This window comes from Saccharothrix isguenensis (assembly GCF_052936305.1).
This window is the reverse complement of record NZ_CP193626.1, coordinates 2,347,504-2,366,513: the sequence shown is the minus strand read 5'-3', so window position 1 is coordinate 2,366,513 and position 19,010 is coordinate 2,347,504. Positions and strand designations below refer to the sequence as shown.

The following is a 19,010-nucleotide window of genomic DNA, read 5'->3' as shown; positions in this document are numbered from 1 at the left end:
TCCGCACAATTGCGGTTCCTACCGCCGCGAAGGTAACCCACAGGAGTGAGAGGGGCAGCGCTGCGGGCCGTGGCCGGACAGGATTCCGAAACGTGAGCTCAACACCGATCTACGACGAGTTGGCGGCCACCTACCTCGCCGACCTCACACCGGACCCCCGTGAGCCGGCCGAACCCGAGCAGGGGGGCAAGTCGAGGCAGCAGAGCACGCCACCCGCCGACCGGACCACGCCGCCGACCGAGCCGCGCAAGCGGCCCCAGGCCTGACTCCAGCTCCCCGCACCACCGCTCCCCGCACCACCGCGCGCGGCGACGTAGCCGACTCAGCCCTCACGTCCTCTGCCGGATGGAGCGGACCGCGTGACGGGCGTTGCTCCCGGCAGGCGCAGTACGCCGCCGGTGCGTGCGACGGAGAGCAGACCGACTCCCCGATCCAGCGATATCGAACGTGACGCGCGGCCGAGGCGTAATACCGGACCGCTTCCGGCGATGGCACCTGTAGGCGGAACCGTCACCCGGAGGGGGACGAGCCGACGGGGGATGAGCCGATCGGGCCCGGGTATCCCCCTGCCATGCGGAACGAGGCAGCCGTGAAGACCCGGAAAGCCGCGAAGAAGGCCGATCGCAAGGCCGACACGACGACCGGGCGCCGACCCTTCAGCCGGGCACAACTGCTCGCGCTCCTGGTCGGTGTGCTCCAGCTCGTCTCCGCCTCCGTCCCGTTCCTCCCCACCGCCGACGGCACCGACCACGCCCTCTACGTCGCGACGGGCCTGGCCGGCGTCCTGCTCGCGTGGGACCACCGGCACGCCCGGTGCTACGGCATCGGCCTGCTCCTGCTCTACGGTCAGCTGTTCATCGTCGACGCGGAGGAGACCGGGACCCTGGGTCTGCCCACGTGGGAGACGCTGGCGTACGGCCGGGCGGCCTTGGCGGGCGTCGTCATCGCCTTGATCCCGGCGTTCAAGCGCGAGTAGTCGCCGGCGCTCATCGTGCCGTCCGGGTTGAACCGCAGCTTGGCGTCGCCGCTGCGGGCGATCGACTCGAACATCGCCTGGTCCGACTTGGTGGTGGGCCGCCAGTACATGTGGGCGCCGTGGGTGACGGCCATGTCCAGCGACATCATGGTCGCCACGGCCCGGTCGTAGCGGCGCCGGGTCAGGGGCGCGCCGCCGGACGCGCGGATGTCGAACACGTCGTGGTCGCCGGTCAGTGGCCGCAACCAGCCGCGCCGGTCGTACCCGTGCACGACGCCGTCCCGCACGACGTACTCGCCCCGCCGTTCGAACAGGGCCATCTTGTCGCGCAGCGCGTCGAACTCGGTGCGCCGCTGGTCGTACCGGCGGAGCAGCCGGTCGCTGAGGTCGAAGCGGGGCAGCGAGGGCCGGAAGTAGCCCACGAGGCCCCGGTGGCGGCGGGCCGCGCCCAGCCGGACGTCCAGGTCGTCGATGGTCTTGGCCTTCACCGCCTCCGGTTTGGGCAGCGCGCCTTCACGCAGCCAGGCAACCGCGTGCGGGTTCGTCGCCCGCACGTCGATGACCAGGTCCTGCTCCGCGGCCACCTGCTGGAACTTGCGGGCGTTCTCGGTCGGCATGCCGAAGACAGGCTCCACCGACGCCAGGGGGAAGAGGTGATCAGTGCGCACGGCTATTAAGGTCCGCCCGAAATGCGCGTGCACCAGAGCACCCGCTTCGGTTGGCTCGAAGCGTGACCCCTGATTCACTGATCGGACTTCTGGCCGAACCCGAGCGGTTGCGCGTGGTGGCCGCACTCGTCCTGGGCGCTCGGTCGACCCGGGACATCACCGGGTCGACCGGGTTGGACGCCCGGCAGGTCGAGCACTCGTTGCGCCGACTTCGGTCGGCGGGGCTCGTCGTGACCGACGGAGCGGTTCTGCGACTGCGCGAGGAGCTGTTCAAGGAGGCCACCCGGGTCGAACAGGCGAAACGGACCCCGGAGGACCCGTTCGTGCGGGACGGGCGGCTGATGACGCTGCCCGCCCGGCCTGGACGCCGGCGAGCCGTGCTCGAACAGGTGAGCGCCACGTTCGAGCCGGGTAGAAGGTACCTCGAACGGGAAGTGGCGGAAGTGCTGAAGCGCTGGTGCGAGGGCGGCGAGGTGGACCACGTGACCGTGCGCCGGTACCTCGTGGACGAAGGCCTGCTCAGCCGGGCCGGCGGCGAGTACTGGCGTACCGGCGGCCCGGTGAGCGTCTAGCTAGGCGGCCGGTCTAGCCGAACGTGTCCGGGTCGGGTCCGATGCGCCGGCCGCGGTCCATCCCGGCGATGCGCCGCAGGTCGTCGGCGTCCAGCTCGAAGTCGAAGACGGCGAAGTTCTCCGCGATGCGGCTCGGCGTCGCCGACTTGGGGATGACGACGTTGTCGAGTTGCAGGTGCCAGCGCAGCACGACCTGCGCCGGCGTCCGGCCGTGCTTCGCGGCGATGTCCGTCACGATCGGGTCGGACAGCAGCTCGCCGCCCTGCGCCAACGGGCTCCACGCCTCGGTCGCGATGCCGTGCCGGGCGTGGAACGCGCGCAGCTCGGCCTGCTGGAGCCACGGGTGCAGCTCGACCTGGTTCACCGCCGGCACCGCGCCGGTCGCCTCCACCACTCGCTCCAGGTGCGCGGGCTGGAAGTTGGACACGCCGATGGACCGGATCCGGCCGTCCGCGTGCAGCTTGCCCAGCGCGCGCCAGCTGTCGACGTACCGGTCCTGCTTCGGCGCGGGCCAGTGGATCAGGTACAGGTCGAGCCGGTCCAGGCCGAGCCGTTCGGCGCTCGCGTCGAACGCGCGGAGCGCCTCGTCGTAGCCCTGGTCGTCGTTCCACAGCTTGGTCGTCACGAACAGCTCGTCGCGCGGGATCCCGGAGTCGGCGATCGCTCGGCCGACCGGTTCCTCGTTGCGGTAGGCGGTGGCCGTGTCGATGCTGCGGTAGCCGACCCGCAACGCCTCGGTCACCGTGTCGTAGGTGTCCTCTTTGGACACTTGGAAGACGCCGAAACCGAGCTGCGGCATGGTCACGCCGTTGTTCAGGGTGATGGTCCTCATGGCCCCCATCATGCGCTGTGTCAGCCGACGAGCGCCACGCGGCGTTCCACCTCGGCGGGCAGGGTGTGGCGGTGGCGGATCGCGGCGGGCAGCCTGCGGAGGGCGGCGGCCAGTGCGGGACCCGCGTCGCGGTCCCCGAACGCCCGGCCGGCGAGGGCGAACGTCTGCCCGAGCGCCACCCCGATCGGGCGGCGCAGCCAGGTGGTCAGCAGCTCGTTGCGCATCTCGACCCGGCGCCGCCAGGCGGACGGCGGCCGGAACGACGACGGCTGGTGGTGCGCCACCACGTCGTCCACGTAGCAGCACGCCCACCCGGCCGCGGCCATGTCCCAGGAGAACAGGCGCTCCTCCCCCGGCCAGAACAGCACCGGGTGGAACCCTCCCACCTGGAGGAACGCCGACCGCCGCACGACCGCGCCGCAGCACACGAAGCCCAGCACGGACGGTCCGGGGAGGTCGGCTTCACGTCCCAGCGCCGAGCGGGCCATCTCCTCGCACACCGGGTCCAGCCGGCCGTAGGGCTCGACGATCGTGCGGGCCGCGATCAGCCCGAGCCGCGGGTGCCGGTCGAACAGCTCCTCCGCGCACCGCAGGGCGTCGGGCGCCCACCACGAGTCGTCGTCGCTGAACGCGACGTACGGGGTGGTCGCCCGCCGCACGCCGTGGTTGCGCGCCAACGCGCCCTCGTTGCGCCCCAAGGCCAGCACTTCCACCCGGTCGAAGTGCTGTCTCACGCGATCCACCGTGTCGTCGGTCGAGCCGTTGTCGACGACGATGACCGGCACGTCCAGCGCCACGAGCCGGGTCAGCGTGCGCGTCAGGTCGTCCACCCTGTCACGGGTGGCTATCACCACGGTCGTTCGGGCCACCAGCGGGTGTTACCCGGGAAACCGGTGGTTACTCCTCCGCTCGCCGGGTAGGCCCACCGCATGGGATTCGAACGGGCGGTGGTGACGGGCGGGGCCGGGTTCCTCGGCTCGCACGTGTGCGAAGCGCTGCTGAAGCGCGGCACGCGGGTGGTGTGCGTGGACGACTTCCGCACCGGGTCGGTGGACAACCTGCCGGACGACCCGCGGCTGGGCGTCGTGACCGAGGACGTGACCAAACCGCTCGACCTGCTCGGCGACGTGGACCTGGTGATGCACCTGGCGTGTCCGGCGTCGCCGTTGGACTACCTGCGCACACCCGTCGACACGCTCAAGACGGGCGGGTTCGGCACGCTGCACGCGCTGGAGCTGGCGCGGCGCAAGGGCGCGCGGATCGTGATCGCCTCCACCAGCGAGGTGTACGGCGACCCGTTGGAACACCCTCAGCGCGAGACGTACTGGGGCAACGTCAACCCGATCGGCCCGCGCAGCGTCTACGACGAGGCCAAGCGCTTCGGTGAGGCGATGACCTGCGCGTTCCGCCGTGAGTACGGCACCGACGCGGGCATCGTGCGGATCTTCAACACCTACGGCGCCCGGATGCGCCCGGACGACGGCCGGATGATCCCGACGTTCGTCCGGCAGGCCCGCGCGGGTGAGCCGCTGACGGTGCACGGCGACGGCTCGCAGACCCGCTCGCTGTGCCACGTGGACGACCTGGTGCGCGGCCTGCTGTCGATGGCGGACAGCGACCACGCCGGCCCGGTGAACCTCGGCAACCCGGAGGAGGTCACCGTGCTGGAGGTCGCCCGCAAGATCATCGAGCTGACCGGCAGCACGTCCGCGGTCGAGCACGTCGACGCCATGACCGACGACCCGCGCCGACGCCGGCCGGACATCTCGCTGGCGCGTGAACTCCTGGGCTGGCAGCCCGAGATATCGCTCGACGAGGGTCTGCGGCGGTCGTTTGACCGGCACCTCGTCGGGTAGTCGATCGACACCTGTCCGCAACCGCAACGGTCCACACAGGAGCGAAAGGGGAACGCCGTGCGCGTGCTCGGTATCAACGCGGTCTTCCACGACCCCGCGGCCGCCCTCGTGGTGGACGGCGAGGTGGTGGCCGCCGCGGAGGAGGAACGCTTCTCGCGGCGCAAGCACGGCAAGCGGCCGGTGCCGTTCTCCGCGTGGGAACAGCCGGAGCAGGCCGCCCGCTGGTGCCTCGACTACGCCGGGCTCACCCCGGCCGACCTCGACGCCGTCGCCTACTCCTACGACCCCGACCTGGTCGAGCCGAGCGACGTGCCGTGGGAGGACCTGCGCACCGAGTACGCCCGGCGCGCGCCGTACTTCCTGGCCACCGCGCTGCCGGGGCTTGACCCGGCGATCGTGCGGTTCGTGCCGCACCACGTCGCGCACGCCGCGTCGACGGGCCTGGCCGCGCCGTTCGGGGGCGACTGCGCGGTGCTGGTCAACGACGGTCGCGGCGAGTGCCGGTCGCACCTGGCCGGCAGCTACCGGGGCCACCGGCTGGAGACGCTGGCCGCGCAGCACCTGCCGCACTCCCTCGGCCTGCTGTACGAGGACCTGACCGAGCACCTGGGGTTCCTGCGGTCCAGTGACGAGTACAAGGTGATGGCGCTCGCCTCCTACGCCGAGCCGCGGCACCTGGACCTGCTCCGCGAGCACGTCCACGCGACCGAGGACGGCGGGTTCGCGGTGAAGCCGCTGGACTGGGCGACGCTGGCGAAGCGCCGCGACCCTGGCGACGAGATGACCAAGGAGCACGCCGAGCTGGCGGCGAGCGTGCAGGTCCGGGTCGAGGAAGTGCTGCTGGACCTGGTCCGGTGGCTGCACGAGCGGACCGGGCAGAAGCGGCTGACCATGGCGGGCGGGGTGGCGCTGAACTGCGTGGCGAACACCCGGATCTTCGCCGAGGGGCCGTTCGACGAGGTGTGGGTGCAGCCGGCCGCCGGTGACGCGGGCACGGCGCTCGGCGCGGCGTTGCAGGTGGTGGCGGACGCCGGTGAGCCCGCCGGGCCGATGCCGGGCGCCGACCTGGGCCGCTCGTGGACCGACGCGGAGATCGCGGACTACCTGCGGACCGCGAAGATCGCGTACGAGGAGCCGGAGGACGTGGCCGTCGCGGTGGCGGAGGCGCTGGCCGACGACCAGGTGGTGGCCTGGTTCCAGGGTCGCAGCGAGTACGGGCCGCGGGCGCTGGGCCGGCGGTCGCTGCTGGCGCACCCCGGCCGGGCGGAGAACCTGGCCCGGCTGAACGAGGTGAAGGGCCGCGAGCAGTTCCGGCCGATCGCACCGATGGTGCTGGCCGACCGGGCGGCCGAGCTGTTCGAGCGGGGGCCGCTGCCTAGCCCGTACATGCTGTTCGTGCACGACGTGCGGCCGGAGTGGCGGGACCGGATACCGGCGGTGGTGCACGTGGACGGCACGGCGCGCGTGCAGACGGTGGACCCGGGGTCGGAACCGCTGATGGCGCGGGTGCTCCGCGAGTTCGACCGGCGGACCGGCGTGCCGGTCGTGGTGAACACGAGCCTGAACACGGCCGGGCGGCCGATGGTGGACGACCCGCGCGACGCGCTGGAGTGCTTCGGCTCGGCGCCGGTCGACCTGCTGGCCATCGGCCGGTTCGTGGTGCGGCGGCCGGGTGCGGCCGGGTCTGCGGGGCGGCCATGAGCGTCGACTACGCGGTGGTCATCCCGACCGTGGGCCGCGACAGCCTGCAAGTGGTGCTGGACGCGCTGGAGAACGGCGAGGGGCCGCCGCCGCGCGAGATCATCGTGGTGGACGACCGGCCCGATCCCGGTCCGCTGCCGCCGACGCACTCCGCGCGGGTGCTGCGCACCGGGGGTCGAGGACCTGCCGCCGCACGCAACGCGGGCTGGCGTGCGGCGTGCTGCGAATGGGTCGCGTTCCTCGACGACGACGTGGTGCCCGCGCACGACTGGAAGCTGCGGCTGACCGACGACCTGGCCCGGTTGGGGCTGGACGTGGGCGCGTCACAGGCGCGGATCGTGGTGCCGCTGCCCGAGGACCGCGCGCCGACCGACTGGGAACGCGGCACGGCCGGGTTGGCGCACGCGCGGTGGATCACTGCGGACATGGCTTACAGGCGGGCGGCTCTCGTGCACGCGGGCGGGTTCGACGAGCGGTTCCCGCGCGCCTACCGGGAGGACGCCGAGCTGGCGTTGCGGGTGCAGTCGCACGGGTACCGGATCCTCAACGGGGAACGGGTCACGACGCACCCGGTGCGTCCGGCGGGGTTCTTCGCCAGCGTGCGGCAGCAGCGCGGCAACGCCGACGACGCGTTGGTCCGGCGGCTGATCGGCCCCGAGTGGCGGCAGCGGATGGGCGGTGCGCCGGGACGGCTGCCACGCCACGCGGTCACGACGGCGTCCGGGGTGCTGGCGGTCCTGAGCGGGCTCCTCGGTCGGCGGCGGACGGCGTTGGCGCTCGGCGGCGTGTGGGCGGCGTTGACCGGGTGGTTCGCCGTAGAACGCATCGCGCCCGGCCCCCGCACGCGGGACGAGGTGGCGAAGATGGTCGTCACCAGCGCCGTCATCCCGCCCGCCGCGTGCCTGCACCGGTTGCGCGGCGAGTGGCGTCACCGGGGCGTGCCCGTCGCCGGTCGTGACCGTGCGCGGGTGGTCTTGGCGACCGACGACCGGGTAGGCGTGTCGGCCGGAGCCGGCGGGGCGGTGCGGCGGTGAGGGTCCTGGTGCTGCGCGCGCTCGGCCTCGGCGACCTGCTGACGGCCGTGCCGGCGCTGCGCGGGTTGCGCCGCGCGCTCCCGGACGCCGAGATCACCCTGGCCGCGCCCGGCTGGCTGGCCGACGTGGTGGCCCGGATCGACGCGGTCGACCGGCTGCTGCCCACCGAAGGGCTGGTGCCGATCGACTACGAGTCGCCGGACCTGGCGGTGAACCTGCACGGCCGCGGTCCGCAGAGCACCGAGCTGCTGCGTGCCACCAACCCCGCCCGGCTGATCACGCACGGCGTGCACGTGCCGTGGCCCGCGCACCAGCACGAGGTGCTGCGGTGGTGCCGGCTGCTGGCGCAGTTCGGCATCGCCTGCGACCCCGCCGACGTGCACCTGCCGCCGTTGGCGCGGCACGAGGTGATCGTCGTGCACCCCGGCGCCAGTCACGCCGCCCGTCGCTGGCCCGCCACGCGGTTCGCGGCGGTGGTGCGGGAGCTGGGGCCGGACGTGGTGGTGACCGGCAGCCCCGACGAGGCTCCCCTGGTGCGCGCGGTGTCACGGGGGCGCGAGCGGATGGGCGACCTGGCCGGGTTGCTGGACCTGGTGGCGGGCGCGCGGCTGGTGATCTGCGGAGACACGGGCGTGTCCCACGTCGCCACCGCCTACCGCACGCCGTCGGTGGTGCTGTTCGGGCCGGTGTCCCCCGCCGAGTGGGGTCCGAGGTCCGGGCCGCACCGGGTGCTGTGGCGCGGCGGCACGGGCGACACGTTCGCCGACCAGCCGGACCCCGGGCTGTTGGAGATCACCGTGGACGAGGTGCTGGACGCCGCGCGATCGATGCTGGGAGGTGGACCATGGCCAGGATCGGCGTCATCGGCGCCGGCTATGTCGGGCTGACCACTGCCGCTTGCTTCGCCAAGCTCGGGCACGTCGTGGTGTGCGCGGACGTGGACGAGGCGAAGGTGGCGGCGCTCGGGCGGGCGGAGGTCGGTGCGCACGAGCCGGGGCTCGCCGAGCTGGTCGCGGAAGGCCTGGGGGCCGGGCGGCTGCGGTTCGTGCTCGGCAACGCGGAGGCGCTGTCCGATGTGGACTTCGTGTTCCTGTGCGTGCCGACGCCGACCGGTCCGGACGGTGCGGCGGACCTGAGCATGGTGCACGCGGTGCTGCGCGAGGCGCGGGACGCGGTCCGGTCCGGGTGCGTGCTGGTGATCAAGTCGACGGTGCCGGCCGGGACGACGGAGCGGGTGGCGGAGGTCGTGGGACGCTCGGACGTCCAGGTCGTGTCCAACCCCGAGTTCCTGCGTGAAGGCCATGCGGTGGACGACTTCCTGCGGCCCCAGCGGGTCGTGGTGGGCGCGGAGGCCGAGGAGGCCGCGCGGCGGGTGGTGGCGCTGTACGAGGGCACGGGCGCGCCCGCGCTGGTGACGCGGAGCGCGAGCGCGGAGTTGGTGAAGTACGCCAGCAACTGCTTCCTGGCGATGAAGCTGTCGTACGTGAACAGCCTGGCCGAGCTGTGCGAACAGGTCGGGGCGGACATCGGCGACGTGACCGAGGGCATGCGGCTGGACGACCGGATCGGGGCGTCGTTCCTGGAGCCCGGACCGGGGTGGGGCGGCTCGTGCTTCCCGAAGGACACCAGGGCGCTGCTCTCCACGGCCGACGACGCGCACGTCGACTTCCCGTTGCTGCGCGCGACCATCGGCACGAACAGCCATCAGGCGCACCGGGTGGTGCGCATGGTCCGTGACGCGGTCGGCCCGCTGGACGGCGCGCGGTTGGGGCTGCTCGGGCTGACGTTCAAGGCGGGCACGGACGACCTCCGCGACTCGCCCGCGTTGGCGGTGGCGGGGCTGCTCGCCGAGGAAGGCGCCCGGCTGACCGGCTACGACCCGTGCGTCACGGCGGACTGCGGGCCGGTGCGGGTGCTGGAGTCGCCGGAGGCCGTGGCGCAGGACGCGGACGGGCTGGTGGTGCTGACCGAGTGGCCGGAGTTCGCCGAACTGGACTGGCCCAACCTTGCGGCGGCGATGACGGCCCAGGTCATCGTGGACACCCGCAACCTGCTGCCGGTGGACAAGGTGACCGAGGCCGGCTTCCACCTGGTTTCCCTGGGCCGCCCGGCCTAGGAACCAGCGGGAGTGACAGGTCCATCCAGGACCGTTCCCGACCTGGATCCCCTCTGACGTTCCCGGTGGCGGGGACGCCACCGGGAACGAGGAGGCCGCCCGCCTGGCCGACCCCGACTTCATGCGGGCCATGGAGCACGTCCAGGGCGACGTGGCGTAGCCGCGGCCACATCAGGGCTCAGGTGCGCGGGTCCCAGCGGAAGAAGCGGGTGGACAGGGCGGTCGCCACGGCGGTCCAGGCGGCCACCGAGAGCACGGCTCCGAGGACGTGCTCGGTCGACCCGCCCCACGCGGCCTGGGTGAGCGTGCCCAGGCCGCTGCCCGGGACCAGGAACACCCAGGCGTCCTGCCCGCCGGCCGTTCCCATCAGGCCTCCGGCGATCAGCGCGAAGAAGAACGGCGCCGTGGTGATCTGGGCCAGCTCCGCCGTGCCGGTCAGGCCGCTGGTGCACACGCCCGCCGCGCAGCTGATCGCGGTGCCGCCGACCAGGGCGAGCGCCAGCAGGTCGGGACGGGACGGCATGGGCGCGCCGGCGGCCACGCTGACACCCAGCAGCACCAACGCCTGCACCAGGCCGAGCACCACCACCGGCAGCAGGATCCCGGTCAGCACCACCACGTCCGACGCCGCACCCGTCCGCAGCCGCTTCAGGTACAGGTCCTGGCGGCGCGCGGTCAACGCGGTCGTCGCCGTCACGTACACGGTGAACCCGAACGAGAACAGCAGCTGGAGCGTGACGACCATCGTCCAGCTGTCGTCCCGCGCGCCCACGGCCAACGCGAAGTACAGCCCCGTCGCCAACGGCATCAACACGGCCAACGCGGCGGCGGTCCGATTGCGCAGCAGGAGCTTCAGCTCCGCCATACCCAGTGCGGCGATCACGCTGCCACCACCTCCTTGCCCGCGCGGGCACTGTGGAACACGTCTTCCAGCGACGCGTGGTGCGCGCGGATGCGGCCCAACCGCAGGCCTTCCCGCTGCGCCCACACCAGCAGCACCGCCATGTCGTCCTGGAGGTCGCCGGTCCGCACCTCGACCCGACCGGATGGCCGGTGCACCACGTCACCGGCCAGCATCGGCAGCGCGCTGACGTCGAGCCCGCCGGGCAGGTCGAACGAGATCCGCGCGGGCTGGGCCGCGAGCACGTCCACCAGCGCGCCGGACACCGCCACCACCCCCTCGTGCATGATCGCCAGCCGGTGCGCCAGCGACTCGGCCTCCTCCAGGTAGTGCGTGGTCAGCACGACGGTCGAGCCCTCGGCCAGCAGTCCGCGCACCACCTCCCACGTCCGCTGCCGCGACTCCGGGTCGAGCCCGGTGGTCGGCTCGTCCAGGAACAGCAGCTCCGGCCGCCCGAGCACGGCCAGCGCGAGGTCCAGCCGACGCCGTTCACCGCCGGAGAGCTGCTTGATCCGCACGTCCCGCCGGTGCGCCAGGTCCAGCCGCTCCAGCACGTCCTCGGTGGCGCGCCGACCGCTCGTGACGCCCCACAGCGCCACCATCTCCCGCGCCGTCAGGTCCGCCGGGAAGCCGCTGTCCTGGAGCATGATCCCTGTGCGCGCACGCAACGCCGCCCGCTCGCGGAACGGGTCCAGCCCCAGCACCCGCACCGTCCCGGCGAAGGGCGCGCGCAGCCCTTCCAACGTCTCCATGGTCGTCGTCTTGCCCGCTCCGTTGGTGCCCAGGAGGGCGAACAGCTCCCCCTCCGCGACCTCGAAGTCGACCCCCCGCACGGCCTCGAACGAGCCGTAGCGGCACCTCAGCCCCGCCACTTCGATCACCGGTTTCCTCATGGCCACCATGCTGGTCGCGGCACCCGCCCTCCCCCAGTGCCGGAGCACACCCGTTCACGTGACAGATGTCAGCAGACAGCCGTGCGGCCGGACTCGTAGATTCCCCCTGTGACTCCCCTGAGCAGGCTCCGCCGCTACACGTGGTGGACGGTCGTGGCCGGTGGCGTGGTGGTCAGCCTCGGCACGGTGCTCGACCTGTTCGCCCAGGACTACGGCGTGGTCAAGTCGGTGCTGCTGGCGTCGGCGGTGGCGATCGTGATCGTCCAGCACGCCCGGTACATGCAACAGGCCATGCGCGGGATGGGACGGGGCGACGGTCCGCCGTGGGAGCACGCGGCGACGTTCGCGGTGGCGCTGGCGGCGTGGGCGGCGACCAGCGGCGGCGACGGGTTCCTGCCCGTCTGGGCCACGCTGCCCGCCCTGGTGGTCGCGCACGTCGGCGCGATCCTGCCCGCCCGCCGCCGCTGGCCGGCGGTGGCCGTGATGGCGGTGCTGTCCGTCGCGACGGGAGGGGTGTTCGGCGGCGACGAAGCCCAGCCGGCGATGGTCCTGTCCGGGCTGATGGTCGTCGCGCTGGTCTTCGCCGACCTCGCCCAGCTGTGGATCTGGGACATGGCGATGCGGCAGGAGCAGGGGCGCGAGACCGCCGAGGCGCTCGCCGTGGCCGAGGAACGGCTGCGGTTCGCCGCCGACCTGCACGACATCCAGGGCCACCACCTCCAGGCGATCGCGTTGAAGGGCGAGCTGGCGCAGCGGCTGATCGGCCGGGACGACGACCTTGCCCGGCAGCACGCGGGCGAGGTGGCGGAGCTGGCCCGGACCGCGTTGCGCGAGACCCGCGACGTGGTGCAGGGCTACCGGCGGGCGAGCCTGGGCACGGAGATCGCGAACGCGGTGGGCGTGCTGCGCGCGGCGGGCATCGAGACGACGGTCGAGGGCGACGCGGTGGGCGTGCCGCCGCCGTTGCAGCCGCTGTTCGGCGCGCTGGTGCGGGAGGGCACGACGAACGTGCTGCGGCACAGCCGGGCGCGGCGGTGCCGCGTGGTGATCAGCGTGGTGGACGGCGAGGCGTGCGTGCGGCTGCGCAACGACGGCGTGCCGGCCGACTTCGCCGCCGCGGACGACGCCGGTGACGCGGGCGCGGGGCTGGCCGGGTTGAGGGAGCGGTTCGCCGCGGTCGGCGGGCAGGTCGAGGCGGTGCCGGGCGCGGACGGGTTCGAGCTGGTCGGCCGGGCCGGGGTGGGCCGGTGATCCGGGTGGTGCTGGCCGACGACGAGGACCTGATCCGGGGCGCGCTGGCCGCGTTGCTGGAGCTGGAGGACGACATCTCGGTGGTCGCCCAGGTCAGCGACGGTAACGCGGCGGTCGCGGCGGTCGTCGAGCACCGGCCGGACATCGCCGTGTTCGACCTGGAGATGCCCCGTCGGGACGGTGTGCTCGCGGCCGAGGCGGTGCGCGGGCTGGACGGCGTCGCCGTGGTGATCGTGACGCGGCACGCACGGCCCGGCGTGCTCCGGCGGGCCTTGAGCGCGGGCGTGCGGGGGTTCGTGCCCAAGACGACGCCGGCCTCCCAGCTCGCCTCGATCCTGCGTGACGTGCACGAGGGCCGCCGGTACGTGGACTCCGAGATCGCCGCCGCCGCGCTGACCGAGGGCGCGTGCCCGTTGACCGCGCGGGAGCTGGACGTGCTGCGGTACGCGCTCCGAGGCGGCACGGTCGCCACGATCGCGGCCGAAGCGCACCTGGCCGCCGGCACCGTGCGCAACTACCTGTCGTCGGCGATGACGAAGCTCGGCGTCAGCACCCGCTACGAGGCCGCCCGGCTGGCCTGGGACGAGGGCTGGATCTGACCCAGGTGGACGACCTTCACCGCGGTCATCTCGTCCAGCAGCTCGGGCCCGTAGCCGAACCCGGTGCCGGACTTCCGGCGCGGTTGGGCGGCTCCGCCCGGCGCTCCGCCGAACACCGCGTTGACCTTCACCGTGCCCACCGGCAGCGCCCGCCACGCCTGCTGCGCGTGCGCCATCGACCCGGTGAGCACCGTCGCGGCCAGGCCGTGCTCGTCCACGCACGCCTCCGCCAGGCCCTCCTCGAACGACGAGACCACCCGCACGGGCGCGACCGGCCCGAACGTCTCCTCCCGCATCACCCGCATGTCGGGCGTGCAGCGGTCGAGGACGGTCGCCGGGTAGTACGCGCCGTCGCGCTCCGGGACCTCGCCACCGACCAGCGGCACCGCGCCGTCCGCCACCGCCTCGGCGACGTGGGCGTGCACGTGCTCCCGCAGCCGGACGTCCACCAGCGGCTGCGGGTCGGCGTTCCAGCGGTGCGCCTCCTCGCACAGCGCGGCCAGGAACTCGTCCGCCACGGCCTGGTGCACGAAGATCCGCTCCACGGACGTGCACAGCTGCCCGGCGTTGGTGAACGCACCCAGCGCCGCCTGTCCGGCCGCCCACGCGGGGTCCACGTCGGCGTCGACGAGCAGCGGGTCGTTGCCGCCGTTCTCCAGCAGCGCCTTCGCACCGGTCGCGGCGCAGGCGGCGGCGATCGAGCGGCCGGTCGCCGTGCCGCCGACGTGCGCGACGACGTCCACGTGCGGCGACGAGGCCAGCGCCGCGCCCACCGCGCCGTCACCGGTGAGGCTCTGCAGCACGCCCGGCGGGAAGTGGTCGACCATGAGCTGCGCGAGCAGGACACCGGAGTGCGGGCAGCGCTCGCTGGGCTTGTGCACCACGGAGTTGCCGGTCGCCAGCGCCGCGCCGAGCAGTCCGCACGCCACCGCGGCCGGGTCGTTCCACGGGGTCAGCGCGACGACCACGCCGCGCGGTTCCGGCACCATCAGGTCCGTCGCGTCGTGCGCGCCGAGCAGCGACCGGCCGCGGTGGAGCGGGCCCAGCTCGGCGTACTGCTCCAACGTGGACACACCGGCCAGCACACCTTCCCGCGCGGAGGCGAACGGGCGGCCCGTCTCCGACCGGATCACGTTCGCCAGGTCGGCCGAGTGGGCCCGGATCGCCTGCGCCGCCGCCTTGAGCGCCGCTCCGCGCTCGGCCGCGGGGGTCGCCGCCCACCCGGGCTGCGCCTCGCGCGCGGTGAGCACCGCACCGGCCACGTCCTCGTCCGTGGCCATGGGCAGCCAACCGATCAGCTGACCGTCCACCGGGCTGTGGACGTCGAGTGCATCGACACGCATGTCCGTCATGGACATCGGGTACCCGAGCGCACGAGGTGAAACCCGAGGCGGAGCCCCGAGGAGGTAGAGCCATGCCTGGACGCGAGGAGTTGCCCAGCACCATCGCCCGCTCGCCCAAGAAGGCCCAGCGGACGTGGATCAAGGCGCACGACTCGGCGGTGAAGACCTACGGTGAGGGCCAGCGGTCGCACCGGACGGCGTTCGCCGCGCTCAAGCACTCGTTCGAGAAGGTCGGCGACCACTGGGAGCCGAAGGAGAGCAAGGGCCCGTCGGACGAGCAGGCCGAGCGCAGCACACCCGAGCAGGGCAAGACCGCCGGCGGCGTGGACGCCAACGCCAGCAAGCAGCACCTCTACGACCTGGCCAAGAAGCTGGACGTGCCGGGCCGGTCGACCATGACCAAGCAGGAGCTGGTGGAAGCGATCAAGAAGGCCAACAACCGCAAGACCGCCAAGGCCCGCTCCTGAGGTCTTCAGGGCTCGAAGGGTCTTCGAGGGCTCGGGCCGCTCTACGGTTCGAGCCACCCGCGGTCGGTGAGCAGCTGGCTCGCCTGCGGCCCCATCAACGTCATGCCGCCGTCCACCAGGAACGACGCCCCGGTCACGTACCCGGCCGCCGGCGTGGCCAGGAACGCCACGACCGCCGCGACCTCGCTCGCGTGACCGGGGCGGCCCAGCGGCACACCGGGCCGCTGCTCCGTACGCGGGTCCACGTCCTCCTGGCCGGTCATCGGGGTGGAGATCTCGCCGGGAGCCACCGAGTTGACCGTGATGGCGTGCTCGGCGAGTTCCAGCGCCAACACCTTCGTCAACGCGCCCAGCCCGGCCTTGGCCGCGCAGTACGGCGCGGCGCCGACCCTCGGCTGGTGCTCGTGCACCGACGTGATGTTGATGATCCGACCGCCCTGACCCGCCTCGATCATGTGCTTGGCGGCGCGCTGGGAGCACAGGAACGCGCCGTCGAGGTCCACCGACAGCACCTCTCGCCAGGTGTCGAAGTCCATCTCCATGGCCTTCTGGGCGGTGCCCGTGCCGGCGCAGTTCACCAGCACGTCCACGCCGCCCAGTTCGGCCGCCAGCTCGTCCACCACGGAGGCGGCGGTGGGCAGGTCGCTCAGGTCGAGCTGCCGCACGGCCGCCCGGACGCCCCGCTCGCGGACCTCGCGCGCGGTGTCCTCCGCGCCCTCGGCGTCCCGGTGGTAGGTGATGCCGACGTCCACGCCGCCGCCCGCGAGGGCGACCGCGACTGCCTTGCCGATGCCGGAGTCGGACCCGGTCACCACCGCGCGCTGCGGCGCGCCGGCCCGGTCCTGGGGTAGGGGTGCGCTCATGGGGTGCGGATACCCGCGCCCGTGTTTGCCACACGCCGTGCCGGGAACGCCACTCGGGAATCGCGCCGGAAGGAGCACCGATGAAGGCCGTCACCTGGCATGGCAAGCGGGACGTCCGCGTGGACACCGTGCCCGATCCGATCATCGAGGAGCCGACCGACATCGTCGTGCGCATCACGTCGACCGGGTTGTGCGGCTCCGACCTGCACCTCTACGAGGTGATGGGCCCGTTCATCGACGAGGGCGACGTCCTGGGGCACGAGCCGATGGGTGTGGTCGAGGAGGTCGGTGTCGGGGTCACCGAGGTCAAGCCGGGCGACCGGGTGGTGGTGCCGTTCAACATCTCCTGCGGCACGTGCTTCATGTGCTCGCGCGGTCTGCAGTCGCAGTGCGAGACCACCCAGGTGCGCGAGCACGGGATGGGCGCGGCGCTGTTCGGCTACACCAAGCTGTACGGGCAGGTGCCCGGCGCCCAGGCCGAGTACCTGCGGGTGCCGTTCGGCAACACGCTGCCGATCAAGGTGCCGGAGGGTCCGCCGGACGACCGGTTCGTCTACCTGTCCGACGTGCTGCCGACGGCGTGGCAGGCGGTGGAGTACGCGGGCACGCGGGACAGCCTGGTGGTGCTCGGGCTCGGCCCGATCGGCGACATGGCGACTCGGATCGCGCAGCACCGCGGCGTCGAGAACGTGATCGGCGTCGACCTGGTGCCGGAGCGGATGGCGCGCGCCGAGAAGCACGGCGTGACCGTGTTGAACGTGCGGGACAGCCACCTCGTCGACCACATCCGGGACCTGACCGGCGGACGCGGCCCGGAGGCCGTGATCGACGCCGTCGGCATGGAGGCGCACGGCGCGCCGGTCGCGAAGCTCGCCCACCAGGCCGTCGGCCTGCTGCCGGACGCCATCGCGGCCCGGTTCATGCAGACCGCGGGCCTCGACCGGCTGCACGCGCTGCGGCTGGCGATCGACATCGTCCGGCGCGGCGGCACCATCTCGGTATCCGGCGTGTACGGCGGGATGGCGGACCCGATGCCGATGCTCACGCTGTTCGACAAGCAGGTGCAGCTGCGCATGGGGCAGGCCAACGTGTGGCACTGGGTGCCGGAGATCCTGCCGCTGCTGACGGACGACGACCCGCTCGGCGTGGACTCCTTCGCCACCCACCACATGCCGCTGGACCAGGCGCCGCACGCGTACGACATCTTCCAGCGCAAGCAGGACGACGCCGTCAAAGTGCTGCTGCTCCCGTAACGGGATATCGTCCAGCGATGATCGGCTTTCGGTGGTTACCCGCCGTGGCGCTGCCGGTGTCGCTGCTGGTGGGTGGGTGCGGTTCGGGCACCGAGGATGTCGTCCGGCGCGCGGCGGGCGAGTTCACGGCCGCGCTCGCCGAGGGTGATTCCGAACGGGCGTGCGGGCTGTTGACCGAACGCGCGCGTGAAGGCGTGGAGTGCTCGTCGCTGGACCTGCCCGGCGGGTCGGTGGAGTCGGTCGAGGTCTGGGGTGACGCGGCCCAGGTCCGCACGTCGGACGGCGTGCTGTTCCTGCGCGACCTGACGTCCGGGTGGCGGGTGTCCGGCGCGGGTTGCACGGCGCAGGCCGATCGGCCCTACAAGTGCGAGGTCGGTGGACCATGACGCAGCGCGGGATGTTCTACGCCTACCTCGTGGGCGTGCTGGTGTTGTTGGTGTTCTTCAGCGTCGTCGGGCTGGTGGGCATGTGAAGAGGTTCCTGCGGGACAACGGGTTGGGCCTGGCTTTCGGCGTGCTGTGCCTGGCGTCGCTGGTCGGCCAGGCCTTCGCGGGCAACTCCGACCTGAACAACCGGCGGCTCTCCGACGGCGGTGACCCGATCGGCTTCTGGGAGTACCTGACGTCCTCGGAGTACGCGGTGGACGTGGCCGAGAACTGGCAGTCGGAGTACCTCCAGTTCTTCGTGTTCATCTTCGCCACCGTGTGGCTGATGCAGCGGGGCTCGACCGAGTCCAAGACGGAGGACCGGCTGGGGCCGGAGTCCGACGAGGACCAGCTCCTCGGCGAGCACGTGCGCGAGCAGTCGCCACCGTGGGCCAAGGCGGGCGGCCGGCGGACGGCGCTGTACTCCAACTCGCTCGGCCTAACCATGCTCGGCCTGTTCGTCGGCTCGTGGCTGGCCCAGTCGATCGCCGGTCGCAGCGCGTACAACAACGACCAGCTGAACGCCTTCCAGGACACCCTGACGTGGTGGGAGTACGTGCTGTCGGCCGACTTCTGGAACCGGTCGCTGCAGAACTGGCAGTCGGAGTTCCTGGCCATCGGCTCGATGGTCGTGCTGAGCGTGTACCTGCGCCAGCGCGGTTCGTCGCAGTCGAAGCCGGTGGGCTCGCCGCACGTCGCCACGGACGAATCCGGCTGAGCCGGCCCCGCTGGTCGAGCCGGCGCTACTCCTCGAGCCGGTCGTCCCCGTCGCCGCCGTTCTCGTCCACCGTGGACTCCCGGCCGCGCTCGCGCCACGGCAGGGCGAACCACAGCGTGCCGAACAGCAGGGCCGCGACCACGCCGAGCCCGATGCCCGCCCAGCCGCCGACGATGACCTCGCCGAGCACGAGGATGGTGCCGGTCATGGCCACCGCCAGGCACGCCAGCCCGGCGATCGCGAAGCGGTTCGCCACCGCGATCACGTCTTCCCGCCGGCCGCGGCGGAACAGGAGCCGGTGCCACGCCGCCGGCGCGGTGAGCAGCGCGACCGCGCACGCGGCGAACAGGACGGTGACCAGGTGGGTGACGCGGACGTACGTGTCCGCCGCCGCGTAGCGCCCGGTGAAGGCGATGGAGAGCAGGAAGCCGAACAGGATCTGCACGCCCGCCTGCGCCACGCGCAGCTCTTGCAGCAGCTCGTTGAGGTTGCGGGCCAACCTTCGCTGGTGCGACTCCTCGGCCTGGCTCACCCGCATCACA

General features: G+C 72.8%; 20 protein-coding genes and 1 pseudogene. 13 read left to right on the top strand and 8 right to left on the bottom strand.

The annotated features are described in order from the left end of the window. Positions 1–92: 92 nt before the first annotated feature. Positions 93–266 carry a hypothetical protein gene (locus ACRAKI_RS11410; RefSeq protein ID WP_447007029.1) on the top strand — a complete coding sequence of 58 codons (174 nt, stop codon included), beginning with the start codon at positions 93–95 and terminating at the stop codon, positions 264–266. 580 nt (positions 267–846) lie between these two features. On the opposite strand, the gene ACRAKI_RS11405 is transcribed toward ACRAKI_RS11410, so the two are convergent. Next, positions 847–1,644, bottom strand: coding sequence for a hypothetical protein (locus ACRAKI_RS11405; protein ID WP_447007028.1), 798 nt, complete (start codon positions 1,642–1,644; stop codon positions 847–849). A gap of 62 nt (positions 1,645–1,706) precedes the next feature. On the opposite strand from ACRAKI_RS11405, the gene ACRAKI_RS11400 reads away from it, so the two are divergent. After that, complete coding sequence (locus ACRAKI_RS11400; RefSeq protein ID WP_447007027.1) at positions 1,707–2,216, top strand: DUF2087 domain-containing protein; 510 nt, start codon at positions 1,707–1,709, stop codon at positions 2,214–2,216. A 13-nt stretch (positions 2,217–2,229) separates the two neighbouring features. On the opposite strand, the gene ACRAKI_RS11395 is transcribed toward ACRAKI_RS11400, so the two are convergent. Together ACRAKI_RS11395 and ACRAKI_RS11390 are read right to left on the bottom strand one after the other, a co-directional pair. Continuing rightward, complete coding sequence (locus tag ACRAKI_RS11395) at positions 2,230–3,057, bottom strand: aldo/keto reductase (protein ID WP_447007026.1); 828 nt, start codon at positions 3,055–3,057, stop codon at positions 2,230–2,232. Positions 3,058–3,068: 11 nt separating this feature from the next. Continuing rightward, positions 3,069–3,920, bottom strand: a complete 852-nt coding sequence (locus ACRAKI_RS11390) for a glycosyltransferase family 2 protein (protein ID WP_447008390.1) — start codon at positions 3,918–3,920, stop codon at positions 3,069–3,071. Between the two features lie 57 nt (positions 3,921–3,977). On the opposite strand from ACRAKI_RS11390, the gene ACRAKI_RS11385 reads away from it, so the two are divergent. The 5 genes and pseudogenes from ACRAKI_RS11385 to ACRAKI_RS11365 all read left to right on the top strand — a co-directional run bounded on the left by ACRAKI_RS11385 (position 3,978) and on the right by ACRAKI_RS11365 (position 9,755). After that, positions 3,978–4,904: a UDP-glucuronic acid decarboxylase family protein gene (locus ACRAKI_RS11385; RefSeq protein ID WP_447007025.1), complete on the top strand. Its 927-nt coding sequence runs from the start codon at positions 3,978–3,980 to the stop codon at positions 4,902–4,904. 57 nt (positions 4,905–4,961) lie between these two features. Next, entirely contained in the window at positions 4,962–6,605 is a 1,644-nt protein-coding gene (locus ACRAKI_RS11380; RefSeq protein WP_447007024.1) for a carbamoyltransferase family protein, read from the top strand. Further along, positions 6,602–7,540 (top strand): annotated as a pseudogene (locus tag ACRAKI_RS11375) (glycosyltransferase family 2 protein); the annotation flags it as partial. The gene ACRAKI_RS11380 and the pseudogene ACRAKI_RS11375, both read left to right, overlap by 4 nt. Positions 7,541–7,635: 95 nt before the next feature. After that, positions 7,636–8,526 carry a glycosyltransferase family 9 protein gene (locus tag ACRAKI_RS11370; RefSeq protein WP_447007023.1) on the top strand — a complete coding sequence of 297 codons (891 nt, stop codon included), beginning with the start codon at positions 7,636–7,638 and terminating at the stop codon, positions 8,524–8,526. Continuing rightward, positions 8,484–9,755, top strand: a complete 1,272-nt coding sequence (locus ACRAKI_RS11365) for a UDP-glucose dehydrogenase family protein (protein ID WP_447007022.1) — start codon at positions 8,484–8,486, stop codon at positions 9,753–9,755. Before ACRAKI_RS11370 ends, ACRAKI_RS11365 begins: the two co-directional genes overlap by 43 nt. A gap of 178 nt (positions 9,756–9,933) precedes the next feature. On the opposite strand, the gene ACRAKI_RS11360 is transcribed toward ACRAKI_RS11365, so the two are convergent. Further along, positions 9,934–10,638, bottom strand: a complete 705-nt coding sequence (locus ACRAKI_RS11360) for an ABC transporter permease (protein ID WP_447007021.1) — start codon at positions 10,636–10,638, stop codon at positions 9,934–9,936. Continuing rightward, positions 10,635–11,549: an ABC transporter ATP-binding protein gene (locus ACRAKI_RS11355; protein WP_447007020.1), complete on the bottom strand. Its 915-nt coding sequence runs from the start codon at positions 11,547–11,549 to the stop codon at positions 10,635–10,637. The genes ACRAKI_RS11360 and ACRAKI_RS11355 overlap by 4 nt, the downstream gene beginning before the upstream one ends. Before the next feature lie 108 nt (positions 11,550–11,657). Between ACRAKI_RS11355 and ACRAKI_RS11350 the strand changes: the two genes are divergently transcribed. Together ACRAKI_RS11350 and ACRAKI_RS11345 are read left to right on the top strand one after the other, a co-directional pair. Further along, complete coding sequence (locus ACRAKI_RS11350) at positions 11,658–12,800, top strand: sensor histidine kinase (RefSeq protein ID WP_447007019.1); 1,143 nt, start codon at positions 11,658–11,660, stop codon at positions 12,798–12,800. Next, a complete protein-coding gene (locus ACRAKI_RS11345) occupies positions 12,797–13,399 on the top strand; it encodes a response regulator transcription factor (RefSeq protein WP_447007018.1) in 603 nt (200 codons plus the stop codon). Before ACRAKI_RS11350 ends, ACRAKI_RS11345 begins: the two co-directional genes overlap by 4 nt. On the opposite strand, the gene ACRAKI_RS11340 is transcribed toward ACRAKI_RS11345, so the two are convergent. Beyond that, on the bottom strand, positions 13,357–14,742 hold the full coding sequence (locus ACRAKI_RS11340) for an aldehyde dehydrogenase family protein (RefSeq protein ID WP_447007017.1): 1,386 nt from the start codon (positions 14,740–14,742) through the stop codon (positions 13,357–13,359). The two genes, ACRAKI_RS11345 and ACRAKI_RS11340, sit on opposite strands and share 43 nt — an antisense overlap. Before the next feature lie 71 nt (positions 14,743–14,813). On the opposite strand from ACRAKI_RS11340, the gene ACRAKI_RS11335 reads away from it, so the two are divergent. Then, positions 14,814–15,209: a ChaB family protein gene (locus ACRAKI_RS11335; protein WP_447007016.1), complete on the top strand. Its 396-nt coding sequence runs from the start codon at positions 14,814–14,816 to the stop codon at positions 15,207–15,209. Between the two features lie 41 nt (positions 15,210–15,250). Here ACRAKI_RS11335 and ACRAKI_RS11330 read toward each other — a convergent pair whose 3' ends face one another. Continuing rightward, positions 15,251–16,072, bottom strand: coding sequence for an SDR family oxidoreductase (locus ACRAKI_RS11330; RefSeq protein ID WP_447007015.1), 822 nt, complete (start codon positions 16,070–16,072; stop codon positions 15,251–15,253). An 80-nt stretch (positions 16,073–16,152) separates the two neighbouring features. Here ACRAKI_RS11330 and ACRAKI_RS11325 point away from each other — a divergent pair, with 80 nt between their 5' ends. The 3 genes from ACRAKI_RS11325 (at position 16,153) to ACRAKI_RS11315 (ending at position 18,468) form a co-directional block, all read left to right on the top strand. After that, a complete protein-coding gene (locus ACRAKI_RS11325; protein WP_447007014.1) occupies positions 16,153–17,325 on the top strand; it encodes an alcohol dehydrogenase catalytic domain-containing protein in 1,173 nt (390 codons plus the stop codon). A 17-nt stretch (positions 17,326–17,342) separates the two neighbouring features. Next, on the top strand, positions 17,343–17,711 hold the full coding sequence (locus ACRAKI_RS11320; RefSeq protein ID WP_447007013.1) for a hypothetical protein: 369 nt from the start codon (positions 17,343–17,345) through the stop codon (positions 17,709–17,711). A gap of 82 nt (positions 17,712–17,793) precedes the next feature. After that, a complete protein-coding gene (locus ACRAKI_RS11315) occupies positions 17,794–18,468 on the top strand; it encodes a DUF6766 family protein (RefSeq protein ID WP_447007012.1) in 675 nt (224 codons plus the stop codon). A 25-nt stretch (positions 18,469–18,493) separates the two neighbouring features. On the opposite strand, the gene ACRAKI_RS11310 is transcribed toward ACRAKI_RS11315, so the two are convergent. Then, on the bottom strand, positions 18,494–19,006 hold the full coding sequence (locus tag ACRAKI_RS11310) for a DUF6328 family protein (protein ID WP_447007011.1): 513 nt from the start codon (positions 19,004–19,006) through the stop codon (positions 18,494–18,496). Positions 19,007–19,010: the final 4 nt, after the last annotated feature.

What these genes read in the sequence shown, in the direction of transcription:
- ACRAKI_RS11395 (WP_447007026.1), bottom strand. Translation starts at nt 3,057, where the DNA reads ATGGGGGCCATGAGGACCATCACCCTGAACAACGGCGTGACCATGCCG.
- ACRAKI_RS11385 (WP_447007025.1), top strand. Translation starts at nt 3,978, where the DNA reads ATGGGATTCGAACGGGCGGTGGTGACGGGCGGGGCCGGGTTCCTCGGC.
- ACRAKI_RS11365 (WP_447007022.1), top strand. Translation starts at nt 8,484, where the DNA reads ATGGCCAGGATCGGCGTCATCGGCGCCGGCTATGTCGGGCTGACCACT.
- ACRAKI_RS11355 (WP_447007020.1), bottom strand. Translation starts at nt 11,549, where the DNA reads ATGAGGAAACCGGTGATCGAAGTGGCGGGGCTGAGGTGCCGCTACGGC.
- ACRAKI_RS11340 (WP_447007017.1), bottom strand. Translation starts at nt 14,742, where the DNA reads ATGCGTGTCGATGCACTCGACGTCCACAGCCCGGTGGACGGTCAGCTG.
- ACRAKI_RS11335 (WP_447007016.1), top strand. Translation starts at nt 14,814, where the DNA reads ATGCCTGGACGCGAGGAGTTGCCCAGCACCATCGCCCGCTCGCCCAAG.
- ACRAKI_RS11330 (WP_447007015.1), bottom strand. Translation starts at nt 16,072, where the DNA reads ATGAGCGCACCCCTACCCCAGGACCGGGCCGGCGCGCCGCAGCGCGCG.
- ACRAKI_RS11325 (WP_447007014.1), top strand. Translation starts at nt 16,153, where the DNA reads ATGAAGGCCGTCACCTGGCATGGCAAGCGGGACGTCCGCGTGGACACC.
- ACRAKI_RS11320 (WP_447007013.1), top strand. Translation starts at nt 17,343, where the DNA reads ATGATCGGCTTTCGGTGGTTACCCGCCGTGGCGCTGCCGGTGTCGCTG.
- ACRAKI_RS11310 (WP_447007011.1), bottom strand. Translation starts at nt 19,006, where the DNA reads ATGCGGGTGAGCCAGGCCGAGGAGTCGCACCAGCGAAGGTTGGCCCGC.